This is a genomic window from Bacteroides sp. MSK.20.82, from assembly GCF_019052485.1.
Classification (GTDB): domain Bacteria; phylum Bacteroidota; class Bacteroidia; order Bacteroidales; family Bacteroidaceae; genus Bacteroides; species Bacteroides thetaiotaomicron.
Genome location: NZ_JAHQUN010000003.1, coordinates 116598 through 141069 on the forward strand (window position 1 = coordinate 116598; position 24472 = coordinate 141069).

Consider the following 24472-nt stretch of genomic DNA (forward strand, 5'->3'; position numbering starts at 1 on the left):
TCTTTAAGGTATTATTTGTTGTTAATAGTCATTTGGAATCCAATGTTGAATACGCGCTGGGTCGGATATGAAAGACCACTGCCACCACCCTGTTCAGGATCCCACAGATCGAACGGAGCAAAGGTCATCAGATTAGAACCGCTGATGTATAAACGCATATTCTTATAGGTATATCCGATCTCAGCATTCTTTAATTTCAGGAAGGCACCGTTACGCTCCCAATAGCTGGACAACTTGTTGTTATTGTTATTGGTTTTGCGTGACAAGCGCGGGTAAGTCGCATTGGTGTTTTGATTGTCGGGACTCCAGCGTTCGTCTGCCACCCATGAAAGTACGTTGCGCAGCATACTGTCACCAAAGGGATGGAAATCTTTTACCATGAAGGAGGTTCTGGCTATTCCCTGGAAGAAGAAGGAGAAATCCAGATTCTTCCATTTAATAGAGGGACCGAAGCCATATACAATCTCCGGTACGCCGGGATGTTTTGCCCATACCCAGTCGTCTGTATCTGTCAGGTTATCATCATATCCGTACCAGTCTCTTGAAATATTGATATATTTGATATCTCCTGGAATCACTGCCGCTCCCAATTGTTGTTGGTGGTTGGCAATATCTGCTGCATCAATGAAGAGTCCGTCGGCAATATAAATGGCATTCTTATTGGCACTGACTCCGATTTTTGACTGCCATGGATATTTCGGTGATTCATCATATTGGGTGATTTCATTATGCGCATATGTGAAAGTTCCTTTGAAGCTGACGAACCAGTTTTTGTTGAACTGCTTGTTATAGCTGGCTGCTAATTCAAATCCCTGATTGCGCATAGCTGCCAGGTTGCCGTATACTTTAGTGGTAGCTGTACCCATATATGTCGGAGTGGTCCCTTTCTCCTGGAAGATGTCGCGACGATTTTCGCGAAAGATATCAAAAGTAAGGTCTAAAGAGTGGAACAATTGTAAATCGACTCCAAAATTAATCTTTTCTCCTACCTCCCATGTAATATCTTCATTGGCATAGCGTTGATAAACGGGACCATTGTAGGTTACATTCTGATTGACACCTGTTGTAAATCCTTTGCCGCCCAGGTCAATTTGAGACATGTAGATAAAACGGCTGCCATTAATCTGGTCGTTACCTACCAGACCCCACGAACCGCGTAGCTTCAATTTAGAAACAACGTTTTTCAAAGGTTTGAAGAAAGATTCTTCACTGATGTTATAACCTGCGGCAATGGAGGGGAACAGACCGAAACGGTGTCCTTTGGCAAAATTCTCCGATCCATTGTATCCTACGTTCACTTCAGCCATATACTTTCCGGCATAAGCGTAGGAGGCGCGTGCTGCAAGACCTTGTTTGCGTTGAGGCAATGAACCGATAAAGTTCCCATCGCCCGGTGTGTTGTTTACAAGTTCGTCCTGGCTATAGATTAGCATCGCATTGACGTCATGTTCACCGAATGTACGGCTGTAATTGACCATTCCTTCCAAATAGAAACGGCGGTCGCCGGAATTTGTATTCTTTGCGGTCAGGTTTGTCGTATATTCGTCTCCAATACGGCTTGTTGTGTAGGTGTAGCCACCATTGCCATCGTCTTCGTATCCGGTCAGTGCGAATTTGTTCCACTTCCCTTCACGTTTGTTCTCGGAACTCGACCAGTTCTTGAATGAAGCCAGTGCTTTGAAACTCAGACCTTCGGTGATGAAATCCAACTTCTGGTTAAATTCCAGTGCTGCAATGACTGTGCTTTGGAATCCTTTGTTGTAGCCTGTAGCAGCCTGAGCCACCGGGTTGGTCTGATAGTCGGCGTTGACACGTTCTGTAGCTCCCCATTTTATATAAGGTGTTTCACCGTCATCCGGGAAATATACTGGAAATTCAACAGGTGATGTATTCATGGCATTGTTAAAGATGGCTCCTACTCCCTGGTTAGGAGTAGTCATGTCACGCAATTGTACGTTCAGGCGCAAGGATAACTTAGAAGAATTGCTCAATTTGGCATTGATGTTATTCTGGAAGTTATAGCGCATGATTTCAATGTTATTATTATAGGAAAAGAAATCCTTTGAACGATTTTTCAACATACCGGATTCGTGGTTGACAGAGATACTGGAGAAGTAGTCTACACGTTTACCACCGCCACGGATGTTAAAGTTGAACTTTTCGCTGTAAGAAGCGTCTTTGAATAGTTCGTCATACCAGTTTACGTTCGGATAGATATAAGGGTTCAATCCGGCACGTGTTCCGTCAATTCTATCCTGACTGTAAAGCACGTCACCGCTATTGTCATTGTTTACGGCCTCGTTGAAAAGTTCCATATAAGTAGCACCGTCTACGAATTTAGGAGTGCTGGTCGGTTGAGACATCTGTGCTTCCATGCGGAAGTTGATGATCGGCTTATCCAGATTCATACCCGATTTGGTGGTTACAATCATCACACCGTTGGCACCACGGGTACCGTACATCGCTGTTGCGGTAGCATCTTTCAGGATAGAGAAGCTATCGATAATTTCAGGATCAAGATTATTCAAGTCACTTGAACTTACCTGTACACCATCCAGAATAATTAGTGGATCGGTGACTCCGTTCATGGTCGAAACACCGCGAATCCAAAAGTTGGCGCCATCAGCTCCCGGCTGACCACTTTTCTGGACGGCAATAACACCTGCCAGACGTCCGGCAAATGCAGTAGACAGATTGGTAGAAGGTACCTTTAATTCAGCCGGTTTAATAGATTCAACGGAGCCTACCATACTGGCTTTCTTTTGTCCTGTACCATAAGCTGTGATGACTACTTCTTCCAACTGCTTGGCATCTTCATTCAAATCGATGGATAACACTTTGCGTGAACCGATCTTGATTTCTTTGGGAGTGTATCCTACATAAGAAATGAGAATAACATCCGAAGGAGCAGCCATAATCGTGAACTTTCCGTCAATGTTGGTGATTACTCCTGTAGCAGCCCCTTTGATTTGTACGGAAGCACCGATGATGGATTCACCTGTGTTGGCGTCGACTACCACACCTACGATTTCCGACTTTTTCGGTCCCTGACTCTTTTGCTGAACAGCCTCTGCTTTCGCGCTTTTCAAGATAATCTCATTGTTCTTGATGACATAGTCGATTCCGCTGTTACTGAATACTTTTCTTAAAATCTCATTAATGTCTCCTTCGCAATCGTAGTCCTTTTTCTCGTCATTGGCGATAACACCGGACTTGAAGAAGAAAGTGTACTGGCTATTTTCTTCAATCAGCTGAATAGCCTGTTGCATGGTGATAGACTGACCCTTGAGAATGATTCTCTTTCCTTGTGCGCCATGAGCGTAGAGAGCCATTGGAAGGAAGCAAATCAATAGAACGGCATATCTGAGTATGCTGTTACTAAAATGCATGTTTTTCATGTTTCTAAAAGGTTAATAGTGAATATATTGATAATTGATTCTTATGTATTAATATAATATGATGTTGTTATTTTCTTGTTTTTCTTTTAAATCGAGGCTGATACATATCTTTTCGATGATATTGGTAAGCGGCTCGTCTTTACGTATAGTTCCGTTAAACTTCAGCTCTTTGAGCTTTTCTTCTTTAATTATGATGTTTACATGGTATGAACGGTTGATAAAATCGATGAATTCCTGTAATGGCTTGTTGGTAAAGCGATATTTACTTGAGCGCCAGTCATACTCGTTGATATCTATATTCGTGCGTACAACTGATTTGGCCTGGGTATTGTATACGATTCGTTCGTTCGGTTGCATCGGCAGTTCTCGCTGTCCTTCCTCTGCCTGGAATTTGATGGAGCCGGTGAATAAGGTAATTTCCGATTCCATGTGCCCGGCTTTGATGTTGAATTCCGTTCCGGTCACTTCAATACGCGATTCCCGGAAATAAACCCTGAAGGGTGCTCCCTGAGCTTTTTTCACTTTAAAGAAAGCTTCTCCTTTTTCCAGGAAGATTTCTCTGTTGTTCAGAAATGACTTGTGATAGCGAATTTGAGAAGCTGCGTTGAGCCATACTTCCGAACTGTCCGGCAGCATGACTGCCAGCTTATCATTCATTGGAGCACTGATATTAATGTCGGATGATGAAATATTGTTGGCAATCCAAAAGCCGATAATGAAGATGGCAACAGTGGCAGCGATGGAATATCCGATACGATAGTATTTCTTGTTTCTCTCTAAAGGCTGTTTTTCGTTCCGGCATCTGACCATAATCTTATTGAGTATGGTGTGCGGGGGAACATGATCTTGTATATGAGCTTTAGGAGCTTTATCCCATTGTTGAGACTGAAAGTTAACCATAGGCTTCTCATTGAGAAGCTGTTCCCTTTCGGAAGTTGTCAGTCTGTCGGCTAACATCTTTTTTATAATATTAATGAGTTCTATTGAATTCACGTCTTTGTATATTAGTGATAATGATCGTTATTGACTTCGGTTACATACTAAATACTCCCCATATTACATTTACCCCTATCGGATATAAAAAAAATGTGTTTTATTTTTGTATCTTTTAAATAATGTATAGCTTTGTTGTCACTAATATTTGCACAAATATGAACGAAAGAGAAAGAGTATTGGCTATTAAGGGCGGTGATCATCAAGCGTTTATAGATTTGTATAACGAGTATTGGAGTCAGGTTTATGACTTTAGCCGATTGTACATCGCTACAATTGCTGATGCAGAGGAAATTGTTCAGGATGTGTTTGTGAAGTTGTGGGAATCAAGGCATTTACTGAAGGAAGATGAAAATATCAAAGGTTTTCTCTTTATTGTTACCCGAAACATCGTATTTAATAAAAATAAGAAGAGAGTAAATGAGAATCTTTTCAAAACCTCTGTTTTGGTAGCCTATGGAAACGAAGGTTATTATAACTCCACTACTGTGGAGGAAGATTATTGCGCTTCTCAACTAAAAATATTCATTGATCGGTTAATCAATTCACTTCCTGAACAACAAAGAAAGTGTTTCTTGTTGAGCCGTGAAGAAAGCCTGAGTTACAAGGAGATAGCCGAGAGGCTTGGTATTAGTCAGAAGACTGTAGAAATACATATGGGTAAGGCCTTGAAATTCTTGAAAGATAAGGTGAAGCGAGGCTGGGAGATTCTATTGTCGCTTCTTTCATTTTAGTTATAAAAATAAGACATTCCTTCTTTCTCATTATTTATATAGTGTCGGAATATACTTATCTTCTTTCTTGCTGTTCTTAGCAGGCTGTTACTTTATCTGTATTTTCAATAGCCTCTTTTCTTTTCAGATAGACTTTCTGAAGTAGTCAGATTATTAATGATGTAATAGAAACTCATGTACTTTTGGCTATAATCAAGTTTGGAGGCTGATAGTAATAAGCTTTGATTCGCAAAAATTATTTAGTAATAAAAATAGTTGGAAAAAAGTTTGGTATAGCAGCTTTTTTTGCACTACATTTATCATTCATCGCTGTTTCAAGTTAGGCGTTTCCATTTGAACAGATAAATCAGACAGCATTCCCCGATCATAGTTATTGTATTTGAAAGCAATGATTAGAATGTAGTTTTCCAATGTGAAATTGCAAGGTAACATAATAAATAAAGCTTTAATTAATTTGGACAAAATGAAAAAAGTACTGTTAACTTTAAGTTTGAGTATCGTTGCGTCGATGGGCAGCTTCGCGCAGAATGAACCTTATAAGAATCCGAAACTTACTCCCGAAGAGCGTGCGGAAGACTTATTAGGGAGATTAACTTTGAAAGAGAAAATAGGATTAATGAAAAATTCTTCTTTTGCGGTAGAACGGTTAGGAGTAGCTCCCTATAATTGGTGGAGTGAGGCTTTGCATGGTGTTGCCCGTAATGGACTGGCTACAGTGTTTCCGATAACTATGGGTATGGCATCTACCTTTGATGATGAAGCAATTGAAAGAGTGTATGTTGCCGTTAGTGATGAAGGACGTGCTAAATTCCACGATGCCCATCGCCGTAATCGCTATGGATATGGAAACGAAGGGCTTACTTTTTGGAATCCGAATGTGAATATTTTCCGTGATCCGCGTTGGGGAAGGGGACAGGAGACTTTCGGCGAAGACCCTTATCTGACTACCCGTATGGGAGTAGCTGTAGTAAAGGGAATGCAGGGGCCGGCAGATGCCGAATATGACAAGGCTCATGCGTGTGTCAAGCATTATGCAGTGCATAGTGGTCCTGAGGCGAAACGTCACTCTTTTGATGTAGAAGACCTCTCTCCCCGTGATCTATGGGAGACTTACCTTCCGGCTTTCAAGGCTTTGGTGCAAGAGGCAGACGTGAAGGAAGTGATGTGCGCTTATCAACGCCTGGAAGGAGAGCCCTGTTGTGGTAGCAACCGGTTGTTAACGCAAATATTGAGGGATGAATGGGGATATAAACATTTGGTTGTAAGTGATTGCGGTGCTATTGATGATTTCTTTGTGAAAGGCCGCCATGAGACACATAAAGATGCTGCGGATGCCAGTGCTTCTGCTGTGATTAATGGAACTGACCTTGAATGTGGTTCGATATATTCGCATTTGGAGGAAGCTGTGAAGCAGGGACTAATTACAGAAGAACGTATAGACACAAGTTTGCGCCGTTTGTTGAAAGCCCGTTTTGCTTTGGGCGAGATGGATCCGGACTCTATCGTCCCCTGGAGCAAAATTAGTATAGATACTGTGGATTGTGATTTGCACAAACAGATGGCGTTGGATCTGGCACGTAAATCTATGGTATTGCTTCACAATAATGGTGTGCTTCCGTTGGCAAAAACAGGGGCACGTATCGCAGTGATGGGACCGAATGCGGTTGATTCGGTGATGCAATGGGGAAACTACGAAGGTGTACCCTCGCATACATATACTATTTTGGAAGGGATTCGCTGCAAGATAGGCGATGTGCCTTTTGAGAAAGGATGTGAGTTGCTGGATAATCGGATTTTTGAATCTTATTTTAATGAGATCTCCAACAATGGGCGTCCCGGTCTGACGGCTACCTACTGGAATAATATGAATTTGAGTGGTGATGTAGCGGCTACAAGTCAGATTACTTCTCCGATTAATCTGAGTAATGGTGGGAATACGGCCTTTGCCACAGGTGTGGGCTTATATAATTTTACTGCTGTTTATGAAGGAAGTTTTCGTCCGAAAGAGAGTGGAGCTTATGAGTTGCTGATTGAAGGAGATGATGGCTATCGGGTATATGTGAACGGGGAAAAGGTGATTGACTATTGGGGAGAACATGCCAGTGCTAAAAGAGACTATACACTGAAAGCGACTGCGGGAACAGATTATAAGATCAGAATAGAATATATGCAGGCAGGTGCGGAGGCATTGCTTAGATTTGATTTGGGTATTTATCGTCATATTTCACCTGAGATGGTTGTCGATAGAGTCAAAGAAGCGGATATTGTTATTTTCGCAGGTGGCATTTCGCCGAGTTTGGAAGGCGAAGAGATGTATTCCGTTAACAGTCCCGGATTTGCTGGCGGCGACCGTACTTCAATTGAACTACCGCAAGTGCAGCGTGATATCCTGAAAGCATTGAAGAAAGCAGGGAAGAAGGTGGTGTTTGTAAACTGCTCTGGTTCGGCAGTCGCATTGGTTCCTGAGATGGAGTCTTGTGATGCTATCTTGCAGGCATGGTATCCCGGGCAGTCTGGCGGACTGGCTGTGGCGGACGTTCTGTTTGGAGATTTTAATCCGAGTGGAAAGCTGCCCGTTACTTTTTATAAGAATACGGACCAGTTGCCGGATTTTGAAGATTACAGTATGAAGAATCGTACCTATAGATATATGACGGAAGCTCCTTTGTTTCCTTTTGGATACGGATTGAGTTATACTACTTTTGATATTTCCAAAGGACGTTTGAATAAGAAAACTATATCTGCCGGACAGGGTTTGAATTTTAAAGTCAATGTGAAGAATACAGGGAAGTATGATGGAGCTGAAGTTATTCAGGTGTATGTCCGCAAAGTAGATGATGCGGAAGGACCGATAAAGAGTTTGCGCGCTTTCCGTCGGGTACCGCTGAAGGCGGGAGAGACTTGTGTCGTATCTATCGATCTTTTGCCAACTACATTTGAGTTCTTTGATCCGACTACAAATACCATGCGTATTATGCCCGGAAAATATGAAATCATGTATGGCAATAGTTCGGATGTACCTTCGGGGAATAAATTGAGTGTAACTCTTCGGTAATAATATTACTTATTAATGAGGGTGTCAAAAGTCAGTAGCAATAGCTTGTGTATTCACCTACCACCTCCCCCTGCGGGTACTCCTCCTTCCCGAAGGAGGAGATTTAAGATACTGCCGACTTTTTTGTCAGCCCCAGTTTCGTTACTTTTGACTTTTTACACTCTCATTTATTTTTCGGGAAATTCAGTCTGGGATTTTAAGGACAGCTGAGTGATCCTTATCCTTTTTATCGTTCCTGTTTCATATACTGATGTAATGGTGCAGGAAGGGGCTGTGTTGTAATGCTATTACAGACTCAGGCTTTCTCACAGCGGATCAGTACTTTTTGTCCGTTGTTTAAGGTACTGGCAAACAGATAAGTGTCTCCACCTTCCGACAATTTGATTCGTTTACGGAGTTCGGCAACCGTAGCCGGAAAGTTACGTACTGTGATATTTGCTTTTTTCAAGTCTCCGAGACTTTCTTTTAGTTCTTTTTTATTAAGGCTGCACTGACTAATGATGTGGAAAGCCCTGCCGGGAAAGCTCTCGACCAACACATCAGAAGTATAAAGATGACTGTTAGGATGCAGTTTTTTAACAGGAAATGCGGAGGCGATGCTGCGGAAAGCTCCGGCTTTCAGGAGTGAAGCGTTCGGCTCATAGAGATAATTTTCCAGTGTGTCGGTATAGTTGCATTCGCTGCACTGTTCCTGTTCGCGGGTGAATACGAAATGCTGTTCTTCCTGCGTCCCCCTGGTAGGGAGGTTTACGCAATGGATGGATATTTCTTCTACCGATGCTTGTCCGAGTATCAGTAGCAACTCTTTGCATTCATTATTGGCAGATATGATGTGGACTTCCTGTACGTGTTGTAACTCTTTCAGTGCCAATGACAAGTCCAGCATGGGCGAGAGTTTGACCATGACCTGTTCCGCTTTGTTCAGTAAGAGTTCTTCCAGTTCGGCTACATCGGGCTCACAGTCCGAGATGGCAACCGTCTTTCCTCCGTGCTCGTTGCGACGGGCAGGATCGAGGAAGATACAGTCTACCGGAGACATAGCTTGCAGATAACTCACTCCGTCCTCGTTCTTTACGTTGATATGGTTTAGGTTCAGGATGGGAAAATTGTGGGCTGCTATTTCGCAGAGTTCCTGCTGACGTTCTACGTAAGTGGCGGATTTGAATTTGGCAGCAAGGAAAGCACAGTCTATTCCGAATCCTCCGGTCAGGTCCGTCAGGGAGTTACCTTTTAAAAGGGTTGCTTTGTAGCGGGCGGTGACTTCTGACGAGCATTGCTCCAGTGACAGGTGCTTCGGGTACCATATATCATCCGTATCTCTCCATGATGGAATTTTTTCGGCAGCAACCTGCCTTCCTGCTATCTGTGTGATGGCGGTCGGCATATCTACGTTCGGGTATTTCCGGGCTTGCAGGGCCAGAGCACGTACATCATCCGTCTGATGTTCGCGGATAAAGAGCTGGGTTTCGGGGGAGATTTGCATCATAGGTTGTTTATATTCGGCGTTATATGGTGGACTTGTTTATGGTATTACGTTGTATTTCTTCCAGGCTTCTTCCCGGCTGCAGAAGTTGAAATGCCACCATTCGCTGGGCAATGCACGGAATCCGGCGGCTTTCATTACTTTCCTCAATAATATCCGGTTCTGACGTTCTGTTTCGGTGATTTTTCCGTTGCGTATCAGTTCGCCTTCTTCGGTGATGTGCGCTTCTACTCCAAGATGATCGACCTTTGTGCCCATAGGCAACGGTCGCCCCAGCGAGTCCTGAATGCTGATGTCTACCGCCAGGCCGTAATTATGAAGTCCGCCTCCACGGTTGGGGTTGGAGACATATCTGTATTTGGAAGTTCCTTTGACCACATCCCACATTTTTCTCTGTACGGACATCGGACGTGCAGCGTCGTAAATAATAAGACTGTAAGATGGATGCAGTGCCTTCAGTGCTTCTTGTGCTTTTAAGAGGGCATACGCCGCATGAGGATGCAGATAGGCTTCGGACAGGTTGTCATAAAGAATTTCTCCGGTGAAGTTATCCGCTTTTGTGTACATTAGGCTGATGGCGATGCTGTTGTCCAGCTCCGCTATATTTATTAGTCCCAGAGAATCCATGTAAAGAGCCATCGGGCTTTTCTGATGTTTTGGAACCAGTGTGCTGGCGGATTCATTTTTCTGCGAGGGGGATGTATAAATAGAATCTGCATCAATGGAGTCCGCATGAGCAAAGGATATACAGTCGGATGCTGTACCTTCGGGGCTTATATCTCCGGGTCCTGCGCATATAGAGTCTGTGCACGTTGTTTCGACCTTTGCAGATGTCTTCGTCTCCTTATGCCCCGGTACACAGGAATACCCTGCCAGCAGAAAGCAAAAGACAGATAAACTATATTTCAGCATCATCATTACTCCTTTGGGTTTTGTGTGCCAAAGATACTTCTTTTTGAATTTAGCACCAATAAAAAGCCTTTTTTACGCTGTTTGTTGGATCTATATATCCTGCGCGTTGGACATATATGCCCTGCGTGTTGGATATATATCCCCTGTACGTTGGACATATATATCCTGCATGAACGGTAACTATACCCTATATGCAAATATAGTCTGAATACCGGCACACCTTCTTCTGTGATTTATCCGGATTTTCAGCGGTTGATACTGACTATTACTTTTTTTAGATTGGCCGTATTCTTCCATATTTCGAGTAGTTGCAGAATACGTTCATCCGTTACTCTGCTGTTATTGACAGACAGCAGTTCCGAATATATTTCCAGCAGCTTCTTCAGTTCCTTGACAGGCTGTTCCGGAAGTTCGGCAATCAGTGATGTAAGCAGCAGCTCCAGTTCCCGGTTGTGCAGTGGGCTGACGTTTATCATTTGCTGTTGTATCAAGTCGGTAAGTCTTTTCAGAGGTCCCCATCCGGTACGTTGGTGTGAACCCAGTATCCTGCCGATACGTGCACTGTCTATACATCCTGTGCTGACACGGTCCGTCCATATTCCGGCGGCATAAGAACGGGAAGTCTTGTCGGCTACCAGCATACAACTCGCTTCCAGCAGATAAGAGGTCTCATGCCATTCGTGCCTTAATTGGTGAAGTGCCTCTATAGTGGCTTGGGTGATACCAACTTCTCTCACTTCATTTAGCATCGGATCATAAATGGCACAGCGGATGCACCATACAAACAATGGTTCCGGTGTATTGGGAGCTAGCCATACAAGGCGGGGCAGATCGTTTTGTATATCGTCATAACGTTCTATCTGTGAATACATTTCCACCAGTAGCGGATGCGGGTCATATGAGTGATAACTCACTCTCTCATCATACTTTCCTTTGTTGACGATGTGGATGTTCTCTCCTTCCGGAACATTGAAACTAAGGGTTGAAGATGTCCAGTTGACCACTTTGTTGTGATAATCAGTATATGAATGAGGCGTTTGGAAAGTCCACCATGAGAAGTTTCCCGTCAGAAATTCGCGTGAGCTTTTGCTATAAGAGAAACCTTTGAATTCAGTATAAACCGTCTCCGGTGATTTGATCAATCCTGCTGTCATCCACCATGAAGGGTGGGCGAAGGGAGCTTGTGGAACTGCATCTTTTGCTCCCATCAAGAAGGAAAACAAACTTAGGTATTCCCCTTCCAATTCCTGAAGGACAGTCGGAAGGTCTTGCGAGGGATAATCATTCAATGCCATCCTCGACAGGGCTATCTGCATATCCATATCGTCCGGCTCGGCATTGGCCTGCTGATATTGTCCGAGTCTTTTTATCAGAACTATGGGGTCAATAAATGCAGGCGTATGCGTAGGAGTGGATAGCATGGGAAGTCGGTTCTCGTTGCTTTCCAAAAGGTCTAATGTCCGGCACAGTAATTGTTTGTGAATAGGAAATTCCATTCTTTTATTACTCTTCTGGCGGATGGTTATTTTCTGCAGATTGCGATATCTCCACTGACCTTTCTGAAGTTCGTCTTTCTGCACCATTTTCTCGTGCAGGGTGCTCAGTTCTTTTGCTTCTATGGGGAAACGCTTGATTAATAGTTTTGCATAGTCGATAAGGAACGTTGCCATCATAGAATCCGATATTCCGTTGCGTGAACTTCCGCCATTGATAAGTAACTTATAGGCACGTTGAAGAACAGGTGTCCATTGGGTGATATGTTTCGCTTCCAGTTGCTCATTCCATTCTACCAACGCATTCAGGAAAAGGTCGAAGTGGTATAGCTCATTGGAATCTAGTATTTGGCTGGCCAGAAATAGCAGGTCTTCGATGGAAGTAATTTCCTGTATCCGGTTGTCTTCCCGAAGGATGGGTGGCATCGGTTCATAGTCGAAGGAGGCGACATTTACCTGCTCGTCAAGAGTAGTCAGCAAGACTTTATCGGTAGATAAAGCATCTGAAACATTGTCTTTCAGATAAGCTGCCAACTCTTTTTTAGTGCTGGTCAGCATTGTTTCTGCATAAGCAGAGAGTGCTTCTTTCAATGTGGGCGACTCTGTTTCTCCAAATGTTTGAATCAGTTTCACTATCTTGTTCTGAGTAGATTCGTCGCGACTCATCAACCCTTGTGTGGCAGCGCAACAGATGGCATTATGATATTCTTTTTTCTCTTTCGCCAGTTTGCTGAGAACTCCCAGCGTGTTTTGATGGACAGCTTTTACGTCCGAAGCGAAGAGGACAGTGGTCTGATCCAGAAAATCATCTGTCAGGAACCGTGGATGGCTGCACAGATTCTTCAGAAGACCGAGAATGATATTGATCGGACGGCTATGGGGAGAAGATAGTGCGGCAAACATTTCCGGCTGCAATGTCAGTTGTTCTTCAACGCTGGGATTGAGTGCCGTAAACATACCGGCAAACCAGCTGCACAGGTTCTTGTTGAAGTTCCGGTTGATTGCCAGCAAAGACTCTTTCAGTACACGCATACGGTCTAACTTTCCGTTCTCGGTGAAGTGCTGGAATGTATAATAAGGATATCCTTTGGCCGGATTGGCGTGCCAGTTTTGCCCGCAGTCGTATTCAAACAAATACCAGATGTGCTCGTTGATTGTAATATCCCGCTTTTCTAATACGGGGGTAGTGTGGATATAGTTAACCAGATAACCTGCTATCGTCTGCGGAGAGGGGGAAACGGTGAGAATTCCCCTTTCTATCCAGTCCATCAATATCTCATAGTCCATATTGTAGAAGCCTCCGAACTCCTTACCTTCACCTTCAACGAAATAACTGTCCAGCCACGTGGGAATATGCCATGCGGCTATCTCGTTCAGATGCGCTGTGTTTATCCCCCATTCGTGTTTGCGAAATTCCTTGAGGGGAAATATCACAAGGGCGGCAAGATCAATAATGTGATGCTGGCCCGACGTGGCACGCGTACCATATGTCCTTTCTTCCAGCTGGACAAACTTATTATAGTATTCTTCCAACTGGCTGAGGCAAGGGATGAGGCTCTTCCGCTCCTCCTGTGTCAGTTTCTGCAGAAAAGGAATGATCTTCTGCCCTTGCTCTTTTTCTACTATCTCGGTAAGCTGTGTTTCTAGTGCAGTCATGGTTATAATTTTGATTGAAGGATATATGATAACAATATCCGTGTTTATAAATTAGTCTACTTTAAATCAATTAAGATCACCTGAAATGATAAAAACCTGATACCAAGCAATATTACCTATTACTTATTACCTGTTACCTATTACTTATCACCTTTCTAATGCAGTAACTACTTTTTTTAGATTAGCATTCTTTTTCCACATTTCCAGGCGTTTGCGGACTTTTTCGTCAGTTACGCAATGACCGTTCATGCGAAGCACTTCCGCGTAGAGTTCGAGTAACTGTTTTTGTCCGGTGACCGGATTGTCGGGCAATCCGCCGATCAATACAGTGAGTAACTCTTCCAGTTGTTGATTGTGAAAGGTGCTTCGTTTGTATATGCTTTCATACACTTCTGTGGTGAAGCGTTTTAGCGGAACAATGCCCATATTGATAATTCGTGCTACTATTTCTCCTAGCCGGTGATTGTCTATTCTGTTGTTAGCGATGCCTTCCACCCATAGCTCCGCAGCGTATGAACGGACGGTTTTGTCAACAAAAAGCAGGCCTCCGCCCAGCAACAGTAAACTCATCTCCCGAAGCGGACAGTGAAAAGACAATAACATACGTAAAGCATTGGCTACACTGCGTTTGCTCTCTTCCTGCGGTGAACCGAAATCCATGTAGCAGTTAATGATTTGTGCAACCAGTGGTTCCGGTTGGTTGGGGAAGAAGCTGAACAGACGTTCCATATAGTCGGAATCGCCTATATTGTATCTGCTGTTGATGACCAGATGTTCTTGCCAAAGCTGGTGGCTGTTGTGTTCTGCATACTCATGCCACTTGTAGAAATCGAGCTGGAGCAGACGTGTATCTGCTGCATATTGATTTTCTTTCTGTGCCGGTTCTTTCCAGCCGTAATTTCCTGTCAGGTAATTGTGGGGCAGCGTGTTGCAAGAGAAGTTTTTGAATGCTTCAAATTCTGTATCCGGCTCTTTCACCAGTCCGGCTGCAAGCCAGGCAGATGGATGATTGTACGGTGGTTCGGGCTGCGTCTCTTTATCTAATAAAAAGAGACAAAGATGCAGATATTCATTATTTAATAATTGTCGGGCGACAGCAATGGCTTCTTCCTTGTCTTCTAGAGCGCAGCGTGCTATGGCCAGCTGAAAGTCCCATGAACAAGGCTTTACATTCGCTTCCTGATAAACGGCGAGCCGTCGTATAAGTTCGGTGCTCTGGATGTATGCCGGGCTATGTGTCGGAGTAGAGAGTAAAGGTAATGAGTCGCCTTTTTGGATTTTATGGATTACTTCCAGCCACAATTGTTTGATAGGTTCAAAACAGGTTCTATTGCTGTAAGTTGGCTGCCAGTCTGCAAGACGCTTGAAAGCACGTTCGTCGTAGGCTCCTCTGTTTGCGTCTATCCCTTTAAGTCTTTCTTCCAGACGGGTGAAGAGCTTACTTAGGAATCCTTGGTTGGCAGTGTCTTTTTGTGTCCATAAACGTTGATATTCCAGCAGGAAAGTGGCAAGAAAGTTCTCGTATACCGCCCAACTATTGATAATGATGTTGGCTGCCCGTTGGAATACAGGCTCCATCCGGCTGAAATCTTCTTCATCCAACTGAGGATGGAAGGCGATGAGGGCGGCAATCGCTGTGTCTGTTTCCCAACTTTCATTCATGTCGAACAGGCGGCTGAGCTGGAACAGAAAATCCTCTTTATTGGCAGGAAACGGGATGCGGTTGTCTTCCCGACAAATACGAACCTTTTCTTGGAAGGTTGTTTCGGGAAGGCCGGCTTCTTCCGCAGGCTGCTTCATGAAAGAAACAAGTATATCCTGTACGCTCTGGAACATCTCGGATTGGTAAGATAGCAATGTCTCTTGCAATGTAGAAGAGGATGCGTCTCCGTATTTTGATATAAAGCTGGCAGCTTTCTTTTGCAGGCTTTCATCTTTCTTCAGGAATAGTTGGCAGAGTGGGATGCAACATGCTTCTTTCATTTCGGGGTGCCCGGTAACGATCTGCTCAAAAATGGAATAAATAGTGAGCAATGAGTTTTTGGGGCTGGAAAAGAAAAGAGTAGTCGCACGCTCGATAAACTCCTGATAGTGGAACCCGCCTTCGGAGGCAATCTTTTTTAGTTGTTGTAACATCACATTCACCGGTTTGGTGTATGGAGAGGTGAACACTTGCATGATTTCCTCTTGTAGGGATATGAGTTCTTCCGCCCTTGGCTGCAATTCTTCAAAGAGTCCGGCAAACCAATTTACCATGTCTTTTTTAAAACTTCGGTTGAAGGTGGAAAGTGTTGCTCGCAGAAGCCGGTTTCTGTCCAGATGTCCGTCGAGCGAGAAACGATAGAAAGCGGCGCTAAAGCTTTCATCCCGTGAGGTGGTCCCTTCTTTATAGGCTGTTTGGGCACGGTCATTATGATAACCAATGGATGATTCCTGTTCGAAAAGATACCAAATGTGTTCTTTTAGGGTGATTTCTCTTTTTAACAGTAAATCGCTGTTAAAAGTGTCTTTCCCTTTAGGAAGGGAAGATCTGATACAGATGTAACCGGGCAATATTTGTGCGATACGTTTTGGAGAGAGTTCTTGCATATAGCCCATATCTATCAGCTGCATGAGCTGTTCGTAGGATATATTGAAATTCAAGTAACTTTCCGCATCATTTATATACTCTGCCAGCCAACTGGGAGTATAAAGAGAAAGCAATTTGCAAAGTAAGTTGAAGTCTATGTGGTATCCCAGGTCCATTTCTCGTTTGTTGCCACATACGAACTGTACGGCACCCAGAAAGCGTGCCCGGTGATGATCGCAAAAAGTTTCACTAAACTTGCCTTTTATCCATTGCAGTTCCCGGATGGTGGGCAGGAATTTTCTCCGTTCTTTCACTGAAAGTTCTAACAACCTTTTGATAAAAGGTATCAATATCTTTTCTTCTTTCTCCGGAGTATCCACATAAGTTTTGGATAATTTCTCCAACTCGCGTTTCAGTTCTTCCATTGTACAAGTTTCTTTACTGCCAAAATATGTTTGCAGGCTCCCCGTTCTCCCTGATTGCCGCTAAACCAGGTACAGGTGCAGCGTTCTTTCTCACCTTCCCTGTCCAGAATAACCGTATGTCTTACTCCTCCGCTCCCAGCGACACGTGCTTCGGTCCGATTTCCGTCATTTGATATAATTTCCACTTTCTCTTCTTCCAATAGCTTCTCGGCAGCTATCATACGCGGATTGAGGCTCAGGATACGCTCTGTCTTAAAGGGCAGGCGACGATAAAAGAAACTATTATCATCCAGATCGAAGCCCAGTAACCCCATAGCTGCCAGTCGTGCAGACAGAGAATCCACCTTATCGAGATCAATGTGCTCCTCAATAGCGAAAAGAGTGGGGTTGAACTGCTGGTTGGCGTAACTGTATTTATCCATCGCTGCTATCCATTTCTCCGGGACGTCTTCAAGCAGGGCGTCCAATGCTGCACCTTCTCCGGAGAATCCGCGCCAGCATTCCCGCGACAGGGAAAGGCTGAAACGAACCGGACCGAAATAGAGTTGCCAAATGGTCGATTGCATTGTCGGATGGACAAAGACTCTCAGCTCGTCGGCAAACGGCAACAGGGGTTCGAGCAGGCGCAGACGATGTACCCCTCCGACACAAACGGCATTCAGACTTTTCACCGGTGAAAAGGCCGGTTTTTGTCCGCGCATCACCAAATAATAGTCACATTTCACGGTTCCTTTGGGGAGTGTCTGAAAGAGTTGCAAAGTCTGTATGCGATTGAACGAATACATCCGTTCGGCAACAGACTGGTAAATCTGTACCGTGGTCAGCCCCTTTATCCATTTTACGGGCAGCGGTACTTTGCGTTCTATTACTTTTTCACCTTTATTGTAAAGCCCTACCTCCTTAGGTCCGACTGACATCACTACTTTTTCTTGTTTGCTGATGCTTCCCAGTGCAGAAATCATACCGGCATTGAAGTCAACATTCGTTGTTCCGTTCTCCAGGAACTCTCCGTCGTGTCCGTCGGGCAGTACGTCGACTCTGGCATATACACCTGCACAATTCGAAAATCCTTCGAAGCGTAAACGTTCATTTCCTGCCGTCACAATCGGGTCTTTCAGCATGGAAAGCTGGGCAGGAGTCAGATTAAAACTGGATTGTACTACGTTGGACAACGCAATGAGGCAGCGTGCCGTCATATAAGGTTGTGTCAACTTCCCCCAAAAGAAACAGGGAGCTTCTTTCTTTTCTATTTCACTGTATTTTGCCAGAAATAATTCGTCCTGATCAGACGAACGTTGTAAGACAGACGGAGCAGCGTATTGATATGAAATAGTATCGGTCATAGATAAATATATAAGTGCTTGTTGGACATTTCCCAAATATAGAAATTAAATCTCAGAATGGAAAGTTGTTGAGTAGTTTACTCTGTTTGTGATACTGGGGTTGTGATTTTATAAAGTGAAATATTTTAGGTTGTTTGCTTCGCTTTTGCGTTTTGAATGCGAAAGTCAGTGTTTGCTTTTATGGATTGTTTTTTGTTTCAGTATAAATGATTTTTTACTGTATATTGCTGATAAATAAAGAGTTGATCGATTATTAAAAATTATTCTTAATAGTTTTAGATAGATCTTTATATCTAAATAAATTATTTTTTATAACTACAATTATATAGCTTTTTTATATGTAATGGAGAAATAATATTTTTGCGGTGAAATATTACTTTCACATTAGAGAGAACTAATAAGTGTTATGAAATATAGATTAAGAAAAGGAAGCTGTTTGTGAAAATCGCTCCAATATTGTTTGTTTTGTTTGTGTTATCCCATTTTGGTGCCAAGAGTGGTTTTCAAAATGGGATTTTTTTGGGCTGATTAAAAAGTCGGTAGTATCTTAAATCTCCTCCTTCGGGAAGGAGGAGTACCCGCAGGGGGAGGTGGTAGGTGAATACGCAATTCTTTCATTCATAGTAAAATAGATACAACCTTGTTTTACCTACCACCCCGGCTTTCAGCCATCCCTTCCCGAAGGGAGGGGAATTGGAGATACTATTGCCTTTTTAGTTAGTCCCTATCTAGGGTTTCTTTAATGATGCCCGTTTTATTTACCTCTTCCGTATCTTTAAAATCATAATTTTGTGGGAACTAGTATATTCTCATATACTTTGGGCATGGAATAAATTCTCTGAAAGGGGGCAAAAATTAGAGGAAGCAATAGATTCGGTTCCGATACCGGATATAAAAAAAAGGTTGTAACAACTTGTGTTACAACCTTTTTTGTGGACCAGCCTGGGCTTGAACCAGGGACCTCCAGATTATGAGTCTGTTGCTCTAACCAACTGAGCTACAAGTCCGGTGTATCCGTTTACTGGATGCGGTGACAAAAGTAGTATTTTCTATTGAAATATGCAAGTCCTAACAATAAAAAACTACAATACTTTCTCTTCTCAGAACTTATATTTGCGTTTCGGGTTCTTGGGGAACCAGCCTTTTTTCACCCGATCTTCCTGCTCAAAGACCTCTTTGATGGTCCAGAACGAAGAGAAGGCAAATACGCCTAACAGAGAAGACAGAATGACATTGTCGATGCTCAGCGATGCTGCGACACCTGCAATGCCTAGTATCAGGAATATCCACCAGCATTTGGTGCCCCAATAATATTCGGCCTTTACCACGACAGGGTGAAAAAGGCCGATAATCAAAAAGGTACAAATTCCGATAAATAACCCGGCAAGGTGATATTCATTCAGGAATTCCATTCTGTTATTTTTCTACGCGGATAGGAATTTCTTTTTTGATACTCTGTTCCAGAGAAATCAGTGTTTCTGTAGCAACCACACCCGGTATTTCTTGCATTTTGTTATTCAGCAAGTCCATCAGGTGTTCGTTGTCGCATGCGTAGAGTTTGGTCAGCATGGTGTAAGGACCGGTAGTGAAATGGCATTCCACAATTTCCGGAATCTTTTGTAACTCGGCCACCACTGATTTGTACATAGAACCTTTTTCCAGTTTGATTCCCACGTATGTACAAGTTCTGTAACCCAGTGATTTCGGGTTTACATGATAGCCTGAGCCTACGATGACGCCCAAGTCGATCAGTCTTTGTACGCGTTGATGGATAGCTGCACGTGACACTCCGCATTCGGCTGCTACGTCTTTGAAAGGGATGCGGGCATTCTGTGAAATAATCTCTAGAATCTGCCTGTCGAGGTTGTCTATTTTTTCCATAATAATAAATTATAATTTCCTGTTGTTATCAAATAGTAAGCAAATATAGAGATTTATTTTAATTATTCTTCTTTTACGGGAAAAAAAATAGGAAAAAGCAAAAAAAAGGAGTGCAAAGACTTTGCACCCCTTTCCTTTTTCTATTTAGAAAGATACTTTCTTATTTCTTATCTTTTTCGATACCTACCAGTTCAACTTCGAAAATCAGAGTAGAGAACGGTTTGATCTGTCCTGATTCTCTTGAACCGTAAGCGAGTTCTTGCGGGATGTAAAGTTCCCATTTAGAACCTACAGGCATCATAGTCAGAGCTTCTGTCCAGCCTTTGATTACTTGGTTGGCACGGAAAGTAGCAGGCTCGTTACGTTTGTAAGAGCTGTCGAATTCTGTACCGTCGATCAAAGTACCTTTATAGTTCACTTTCACTTTGCAAGTGTCAGCAGGGATTTCACCTTTACCTTCAGTGATTACTTTGTACTGCAATCCGCTTTCAGTAGTTTTCACACCTTCTTTAGCTTTGTTTTCAGCAAGGAATTTTTCACCGGCAGCTTTGTTGTCAGCGTATTTTTCTTCCATAGCTTTCGCTTTGATAGTTTCCATAGCTGTGCGAGTATATTCCTGAGCAGCTTCCATAGTCATCACGCCACCTTTTTCCAGTGTACCTGCGATGAAACCAGCCATGAAGTTGTCTTTGCTGATCGTTTTGGTAGAGTCACCAGCGAACAGTTCCTGGTTGATACCTTTCATCATCTGGTTGCTGATCTGCTGACCGATCTGAAGACCTGCCATGTAAGCGATGTCTTTCTTGCTGGTCTTGTTTGCACCTTCGTTCAAACCTTTGATGAATTCTGCCATATATGCAGTATCAACGTCCAGACGGCCTGTCAGATAGCCTTTCAGACCTTGAGTCTGAGCCATACCGATAGAGTAAGACAGTGAGTCGATGTCTGTTTTCAGATTTGCTTTAGGAGCTTGAGCTGTACAAGAAGCAAGACTTGCAGCAGCGGCGATTGCCATAAAAATACTAACTTTTTTCATTTTGCTTTGAAATTTTTTATTTATAATACTTCGAGTAATTCTACTTCAAATACCAATGTGCTGTGGGGAGGAATCATTTCTCCGGCACCTCTGGCGCCATAAGCAAGGTCGGACGGAATATAGAGTTTCCATTTGGAACCTTCGGGCATCAGTTGCAATGCTTCCACCCATCCCGGGATTACCTGATTGACGCCGAATACAGCCGGTTCTCCGCGCTTGATAGAGCTGTCGAACAGTGTACCGTCGATCAGTGTGCCTTCGTAGTGGCATTTTACCTGATCGGTAGCTTTCGCTTTTTTGCCTGTGCCTTCGTTGATCACTTCGTATTGCAGTCCGCTGGGCAGCGTAACCACGCCCGGCTTTTTCTTATTTTCTTCGAGGAAAGCTTTTCCTTGTTCGATGGCGGCAGCGCCCATCTTAGCTTCCAGTTCTTCGAAATACTTGTTCACTATTTCGCGGGCTTCCTGATGGCTGATAGCCGTCTGATTACCTTCCAATACATCTTTAATTGCTTGTGCAAAGTCATCTACAGCGATGCCTTTTGCACCCATGCTTAATAAGTTTTGACCGATTCCGAGGCCAATAGCGTAACTGAATTTATCCATATAATGTTTTTGTTGAAGATCGAAGCATATCACCTTCATGGTTTTAGCTTTCAATCAATTGCAAATTTATGAATCGCAAAAGTACACGTTTTATTTGAATGATTTAGCATTTAGTATTTAAAAATTCTTATATCCGTGAAAGTTAGTCTCTTTTCTTTAAGGAATTAATTCCTTCATTCCTAAGATTTAATCTTTATGTTCTTACTGTTTAAGTTCGTTTATGCTGGAATTTATTCGTCTGACTATAGTTAAACTTGCGTCTGACTACAGTTGAATTATCGTCTGACTATAGTCAGACGAAAGAATTACTATAGTCAGACGAATAGATTTTAGTATATCCGGCACGAAGTCTTCGTATGGACGGTATTAAATTCTTGTATACCTTGGATTAGATTATGCGGGCGGAAGTTTTCTTTTATTCAATGATTCTGATTACATTTGTATATCTTTTAATAATAAGGAGGAGCGGTTATGAAGAATCTGGTAGTATTGACAGGTGCGGGCATGAGTGCCGAGAGTGGAATCAGTACATTTCGCGATGCGGGCGGTTTGTGGGATAAATATCCTGTGGAGCAGGTAGCTACTCCCGAAGGATACCAGCGTGATCCGGCATTGGTGATTAACTTTTATAATGCACGAAGGAAACAATTGCTGGAAGTGAAGCCGAATCGCGGACATGAACTGCTGGCGGAACTGGAAAAGAATTTCAATGTGGCGGTTATCACACAGAATGTGGATAATCTGCACGAACGGGCAGGAAGCAGCCATATCATTCACCTGCATGGTGAGTTGACAAAGGTCTGCTCCAGCAGAGACCCGTATAACCCTCATTATATAAAGGAACTGAAGCCGGAAGAGTATGAAGTAAAAATGGGAGATAAGGCCGGTGACGGAACTCAGTTGCGTCCTTTTATTGTCTGGTTCGGAGAGGCGGTGCCGGAGATTGAGACAGCTGTCCGATATGTAGAAAAGGCGGATATATTCGTTATCATCGGCACATCGCTCAATGTATATCCTGCGGCAGGTTTGCTGCATTATGTACCGAGAGGAGCAGAGGTGTATCTGATAGACCCGAAGCCGGTGGATACACATACTTCCCGTTCGATACACGTCCTTCGGAAAGGAGCTTCTGAAGGGGTGGAGGAACTGAAACAACTGCTTATTCCAGCTCCGTAGCAAAGATATGACTATTCCGGAGTGTTTCCGAAATCTCGAGTACGGTGATATTGCTGCACTCGATTCTTAATACCTTCTCCCAGTCCTCGAAATCTACATTCCATCGGGTGATTTGCGGGAACTTTGCCAGGAGACTTCCGATGAGCTTGATGTCGCGTCTCTTCGTGATGGAGGTCCGAAAAATTAGAATCTGATTTTCCATGTCTTTTTAGGTGTTTATTCCTGTGAACGAAATTCACGGATAGTGATATTGAAATGTTGCTTAAAGTTGCGGCTGAGGAGTGATAAACTGCTGAAACCACAGCGACTGGCAATTTCGGTCGCAGACAGTTGCCTGTCATTCTGTAGTAGCAGTGCTGCTTTTTCAATCCGGGTGCGTTTGATATATTCCGTCGGTGTTTCGCCCGTCAGAAACGTGAAAACGCGATGAAAGTGGAAAGGAGAAAAGCACGCGATTCCTGCCATCTTATGCAATGATAGAGGTTGGTCTATGTTTTGATGAATATATTCGGTCACTTTGTCGATCCGTAATTTATATTCCTGCCTATTTATTTCTTTCGTTTCCATTTTAATGCAAAATAAAGAATAATAAGAGCCGGAGAGTTGTCCTATCTTGCCAACTTCTCCGGCACAGATAATGATTATCTTTTTTGTCCTATATAGAATACGTAGCCATAGTAATCTTTATATTTACTATACAGGCTTCGTTCGTACTGCTGACCTTTCATGAAATCCATCGCAGTTTTATTTCCCACGTGTTCTTTCATGAATGTCTCCCGTACTTCATCTTGTGGGGCAAAATAATGTTCTGTCCAGCAGTTCTCCGGTAGGATGAAATGGGCTGTTGGAGTATATCCGGCCCTTTCCATCTTGTCAATACATGTCGGGATCACGCTGATTTCCGGATAGGCGTCCATCCAGAAGTCTTCTATTTCCGCAGGGCGTTCCGAAGTGAACCAGGATGCTTCGCTCACTGCGATAAAACCGCCTTTTTTCAGGTATTTGCTCCATTCGTTCATCCCACGTTCGAATCCTATATTGTAGATTGCTCCTTCCGACCAGATCAGGTCGAGTTCCTCGTTCTGAAACGGGAGATTGTCCATTGATCCGGTGATTCCTTTTACTCTGTCGGCGCAATTGGCTTTCACCGCATTCTCATTGAATATTTCGATAAAATCGGGAAAGAGGTCTATGCCCGTAATCTGTCCTTTCACGTAGTCAGCCAGAAACAGTGTCTGACCGCCTGTGCCGCAGCCGATATCGGCAATCTTAGCATCATCGGTCAGTTCGTTGATGAAACTTACAGCTTTGCGTGTGGCTTCCGGACTTCCGGGACCTTGACGTTTCAGCAGCTTGAAGTAGTTACATATGAAAGAAAAATCGAAATCATGTATAGATGTATTATTGTTACTCATTGTTTTTAATGTTTTAGGTGTACGTCAAATGGAGGCATACGAGGATGCATAAAACCATTTGAGCCTACAATAGTTGTTATTTTTTAGAAAATAGAAATCAACTCTGACATGAATATGCCGGAGAAAATGTAAGGGATAATCTGTAATGAGAGGAAGACTTACAGATTATTTACAGAACGAGATCCTTGCGGAATGTAAATGTGATTAACATCCAATTATTCTTTTTAGTTTGTGGCAAAGATATGGTTTTAACCTAAAAACACCATTGATTTTTCCTTGAAAAAATACTGTGGGACTG

The 24472-nt window shown here is 43.2% G+C and carries 17 protein-coding genes and 1 tRNA gene; 3 read left to right on the forward strand and 15 right to left on the reverse strand.

Translation table 11 applies throughout. From position 1 onward, the window contains the following. Nucleotides 1–11 precede the first annotated feature (11 nt). Both KTR07_RS04655 and KTR07_RS04660 read right to left on the reverse strand, forming a co-directional pair. Nucleotides 12–3389: a TonB-dependent receptor gene (locus KTR07_RS04655; RefSeq protein WP_011108582.1), complete on the reverse strand. Its 3378-nt coding sequence runs from the start codon at nt 3387–3389 to the stop codon at nt 12–14. A 57-nt stretch (nt 3390–3446) separates the two neighbouring features. After that, a complete protein-coding gene (locus KTR07_RS04660; RefSeq protein WP_008767289.1) occupies nt 3447–4355 on the reverse strand; it encodes a FecR family protein in 909 nt (302 codons plus the stop codon). A 194-nt stretch (nt 4356–4549) separates the two neighbouring features. Between KTR07_RS04660 and KTR07_RS04665 the strand changes: the two genes are divergently transcribed. Both KTR07_RS04665 and xyl3A read left to right on the forward strand, forming a co-directional pair. After that, on the forward strand, nt 4550–5125 hold the full coding sequence (locus KTR07_RS04665) for an RNA polymerase sigma-70 factor (protein ID WP_011108581.1): 576 nt from the start codon (nt 4550–4552) through the stop codon (nt 5123–5125). A 463-nt stretch (nt 5126–5588) separates the two neighbouring features. Continuing rightward, complete coding sequence (gene xyl3A / locus KTR07_RS04670; protein ID WP_117981449.1) at nt 5589–8180, forward strand: xylan 1,4-beta-xylosidase; 2592 nt, start codon at nt 5589–5591, stop codon at nt 8178–8180. 295 nt (nt 8181–8475) lie between these two features. On the opposite strand, the gene KTR07_RS04675 is transcribed toward xyl3A, so the two are convergent. From KTR07_RS04675 to KTR07_RS04720, 10 genes are all read right to left on the reverse strand, one after another. Further along, on the reverse strand, nt 8476–9666 hold the full coding sequence (locus tag KTR07_RS04675; RefSeq protein ID WP_181981949.1) for an SAM-dependent methyltransferase: 1191 nt from the start codon (nt 9664–9666) through the stop codon (nt 8476–8478). A gap of 36 nt (nt 9667–9702) precedes the next feature. After that, the gene (locus KTR07_RS04680; protein ID WP_117981448.1) at nt 9703–10581 is read right to left on the reverse strand and encodes a M15 family metallopeptidase; all 879 of its coding nucleotides are present in this window, start codon (nt 10579–10581) and stop codon (nt 9703–9705) included. 239 nt (nt 10582–10820) lie between these two features. After that, on the reverse strand, nt 10821–13724 hold the full coding sequence (locus KTR07_RS04685; protein ID WP_117981447.1) for a DUF6493 family protein: 2904 nt from the start codon (nt 13722–13724) through the stop codon (nt 10821–10823). A 147-nt stretch (nt 13725–13871) separates the two neighbouring features. Continuing rightward, a complete protein-coding gene (locus tag KTR07_RS04690; protein ID WP_117981446.1) occupies nt 13872–16718 on the reverse strand; it encodes a DUF6493 family protein in 2847 nt (948 codons plus the stop codon). Next, on the reverse strand, nt 16706–18061 hold the full coding sequence (locus tag KTR07_RS04695; protein ID WP_117981445.1) for an SWIM zinc finger family protein: 1356 nt from the start codon (nt 18059–18061) through the stop codon (nt 16706–16708). The genes KTR07_RS04690 and KTR07_RS04695 overlap by 13 nt, the downstream gene beginning before the upstream one ends. A gap of 933 nt (nt 18062–18994) precedes the next feature. After that, a tRNA-Ile gene (locus tag KTR07_RS04700) sits at nt 18995–19068 on the reverse strand. 93 nt (nt 19069–19161) lie between these two features. Then, nucleotides 19162–19473: a DUF4491 family protein gene (locus KTR07_RS04705; protein WP_008767264.1), complete on the reverse strand. Its 312-nt coding sequence runs from the start codon at nt 19471–19473 to the stop codon at nt 19162–19164. A 4-nt stretch (nt 19474–19477) separates the two neighbouring features. Beyond that, nucleotides 19478–19942 carry an Lrp/AsnC family transcriptional regulator gene (locus KTR07_RS04710; protein WP_005928359.1) on the reverse strand — a complete coding sequence of 155 codons (465 nt, stop codon included), beginning with the start codon at nt 19940–19942 and terminating at the stop codon, nt 19478–19480. 160 nt (nt 19943–20102) lie between these two features. Then, nucleotides 20103–20978: an FKBP-type peptidyl-prolyl cis-trans isomerase gene (locus tag KTR07_RS04715; RefSeq protein WP_008767263.1), complete on the reverse strand. Its 876-nt coding sequence runs from the start codon at nt 20976–20978 to the stop codon at nt 20103–20105. Nucleotides 20979–20998: 20 nt separating this feature from the next. Next, nucleotides 20999–21583 (reverse strand): FKBP-type peptidyl-prolyl cis-trans isomerase, encoded by a 585-nt coding sequence (locus tag KTR07_RS04720; RefSeq protein ID WP_008761811.1) that lies wholly within the window; start codon nt 21581–21583, stop codon nt 20999–21001. A 471-nt stretch (nt 21584–22054) separates the two neighbouring features. Between KTR07_RS04720 and KTR07_RS04725 the strand changes: the two genes are divergently transcribed. Next, the gene (locus KTR07_RS04725; RefSeq protein WP_008767261.1) at nt 22055–22759 is read left to right on the forward strand and encodes an NAD-dependent deacylase; all 705 of its coding nucleotides are present in this window, start codon (nt 22055–22057) and stop codon (nt 22757–22759) included. Here KTR07_RS04725 and KTR07_RS04730 read toward each other — a convergent pair. From KTR07_RS04730 to KTR07_RS04740, 3 genes are all read right to left on the reverse strand, one after another. Beyond that, the gene (locus KTR07_RS04730) at nt 22743–22961 is read right to left on the reverse strand and encodes a hypothetical protein (RefSeq protein WP_217315214.1); all 219 of its coding nucleotides are present in this window, start codon (nt 22959–22961) and stop codon (nt 22743–22745) included. The genes KTR07_RS04725 and KTR07_RS04730 overlap by 17 nt on opposite strands. Before the next feature lie 14 nt (nt 22962–22975). Next, the gene (locus KTR07_RS04735) at nt 22976–23326 is read right to left on the reverse strand and encodes a helix-turn-helix domain-containing protein (protein WP_011108549.1); all 351 of its coding nucleotides are present in this window, start codon (nt 23324–23326) and stop codon (nt 22976–22978) included. 74 nt (nt 23327–23400) lie between these two features. After that, nucleotides 23401–24174, reverse strand: coding sequence for a class I SAM-dependent methyltransferase (locus KTR07_RS04740; RefSeq protein ID WP_008767259.1), 774 nt, complete (start codon nt 24172–24174; stop codon nt 23401–23403). Nucleotides 24175–24472: the final 298 nt, after the last annotated feature.

What these genes read in the sequence shown, in the direction of transcription:
- KTR07_RS04655 (WP_011108582.1), bottom strand. Translation starts at nt 3,389, where the DNA reads ATGCATTTTAGTAACAGCATACTCAGATATGCCGTTCTATTGATTTGC.
- KTR07_RS04740 (WP_008767259.1), bottom strand. Translation starts at nt 24,174, where the DNA reads ATGAGTAACAATAATACATCTATACATGATTTCGATTTTTCTTTCATA.
- KTR07_RS04720 (WP_008761811.1), bottom strand. Translation starts at nt 21,583, where the DNA reads ATGGATAAATTCAGTTACGCTATTGGCCTCGGAATCGGTCAAAACTTA.
- KTR07_RS04715 (WP_008767263.1), bottom strand. Translation starts at nt 20,978, where the DNA reads ATGAAAAAAGTTAGTATTTTTATGGCAATCGCCGCTGCTGCAAGTCTT.
- KTR07_RS04695 (WP_117981445.1), bottom strand. Translation starts at nt 18,061, where the DNA reads ATGACCGATACTATTTCATATCAATACGCTGCTCCGTCTGTCTTACAA.
- KTR07_RS04735 (WP_011108549.1), bottom strand. Translation starts at nt 23,326, where the DNA reads ATGGAAACGAAAGAAATAAATAGGCAGGAATATAAATTACGGATCGAC.
- KTR07_RS04680 (WP_117981448.1), bottom strand. Translation starts at nt 10,581, where the DNA reads ATGATGATGCTGAAATATAGTTTATCTGTCTTTTGCTTTCTGCTGGCA.
- KTR07_RS04685 (WP_117981447.1), bottom strand. Translation starts at nt 13,724, where the DNA reads ATGACTGCACTAGAAACACAGCTTACCGAGATAGTAGAAAAAGAGCAA.
- KTR07_RS04690 (WP_117981446.1), bottom strand. Translation starts at nt 16,718, where the DNA reads ATGGAAGAACTGAAACGCGAGTTGGAGAAATTATCCAAAACTTATGTG.
- KTR07_RS04660 (WP_008767289.1), bottom strand. Translation starts at nt 4,355, where the DNA reads ATGTTAGCCGACAGACTGACAACTTCCGAAAGGGAACAGCTTCTCAAT.
- KTR07_RS04710 (WP_005928359.1), bottom strand. Translation starts at nt 19,942, where the DNA reads ATGGAAAAAATAGACAACCTCGACAGGCAGATTCTAGAGATTATTTCA.
- KTR07_RS04705 (WP_008767264.1), bottom strand. Translation starts at nt 19,473, where the DNA reads ATGGAATTCCTGAATGAATATCACCTTGCCGGGTTATTTATCGGAATT.
- KTR07_RS04665 (WP_011108581.1), top strand. Translation starts at nt 4,550, where the DNA reads ATGAACGAAAGAGAAAGAGTATTGGCTATTAAGGGCGGTGATCATCAA.
- KTR07_RS04675 (WP_181981949.1), bottom strand. Translation starts at nt 9,666, where the DNA reads ATGATGCAAATCTCCCCCGAAACCCAGCTCTTTATCCGCGAACATCAG.
- KTR07_RS04730 (WP_217315214.1), bottom strand. Translation starts at nt 22,961, where the DNA reads ATGGAAAATCAGATTCTAATTTTTCGGACCTCCATCACGAAGAGACGC.
- xyl3A (WP_117981449.1), top strand. Translation starts at nt 5,589, where the DNA reads ATGAAAAAAGTACTGTTAACTTTAAGTTTGAGTATCGTTGCGTCGATG.
- KTR07_RS04725 (WP_008767261.1), top strand. Translation starts at nt 22,055, where the DNA reads ATGAAGAATCTGGTAGTATTGACAGGTGCGGGCATGAGTGCCGAGAGT.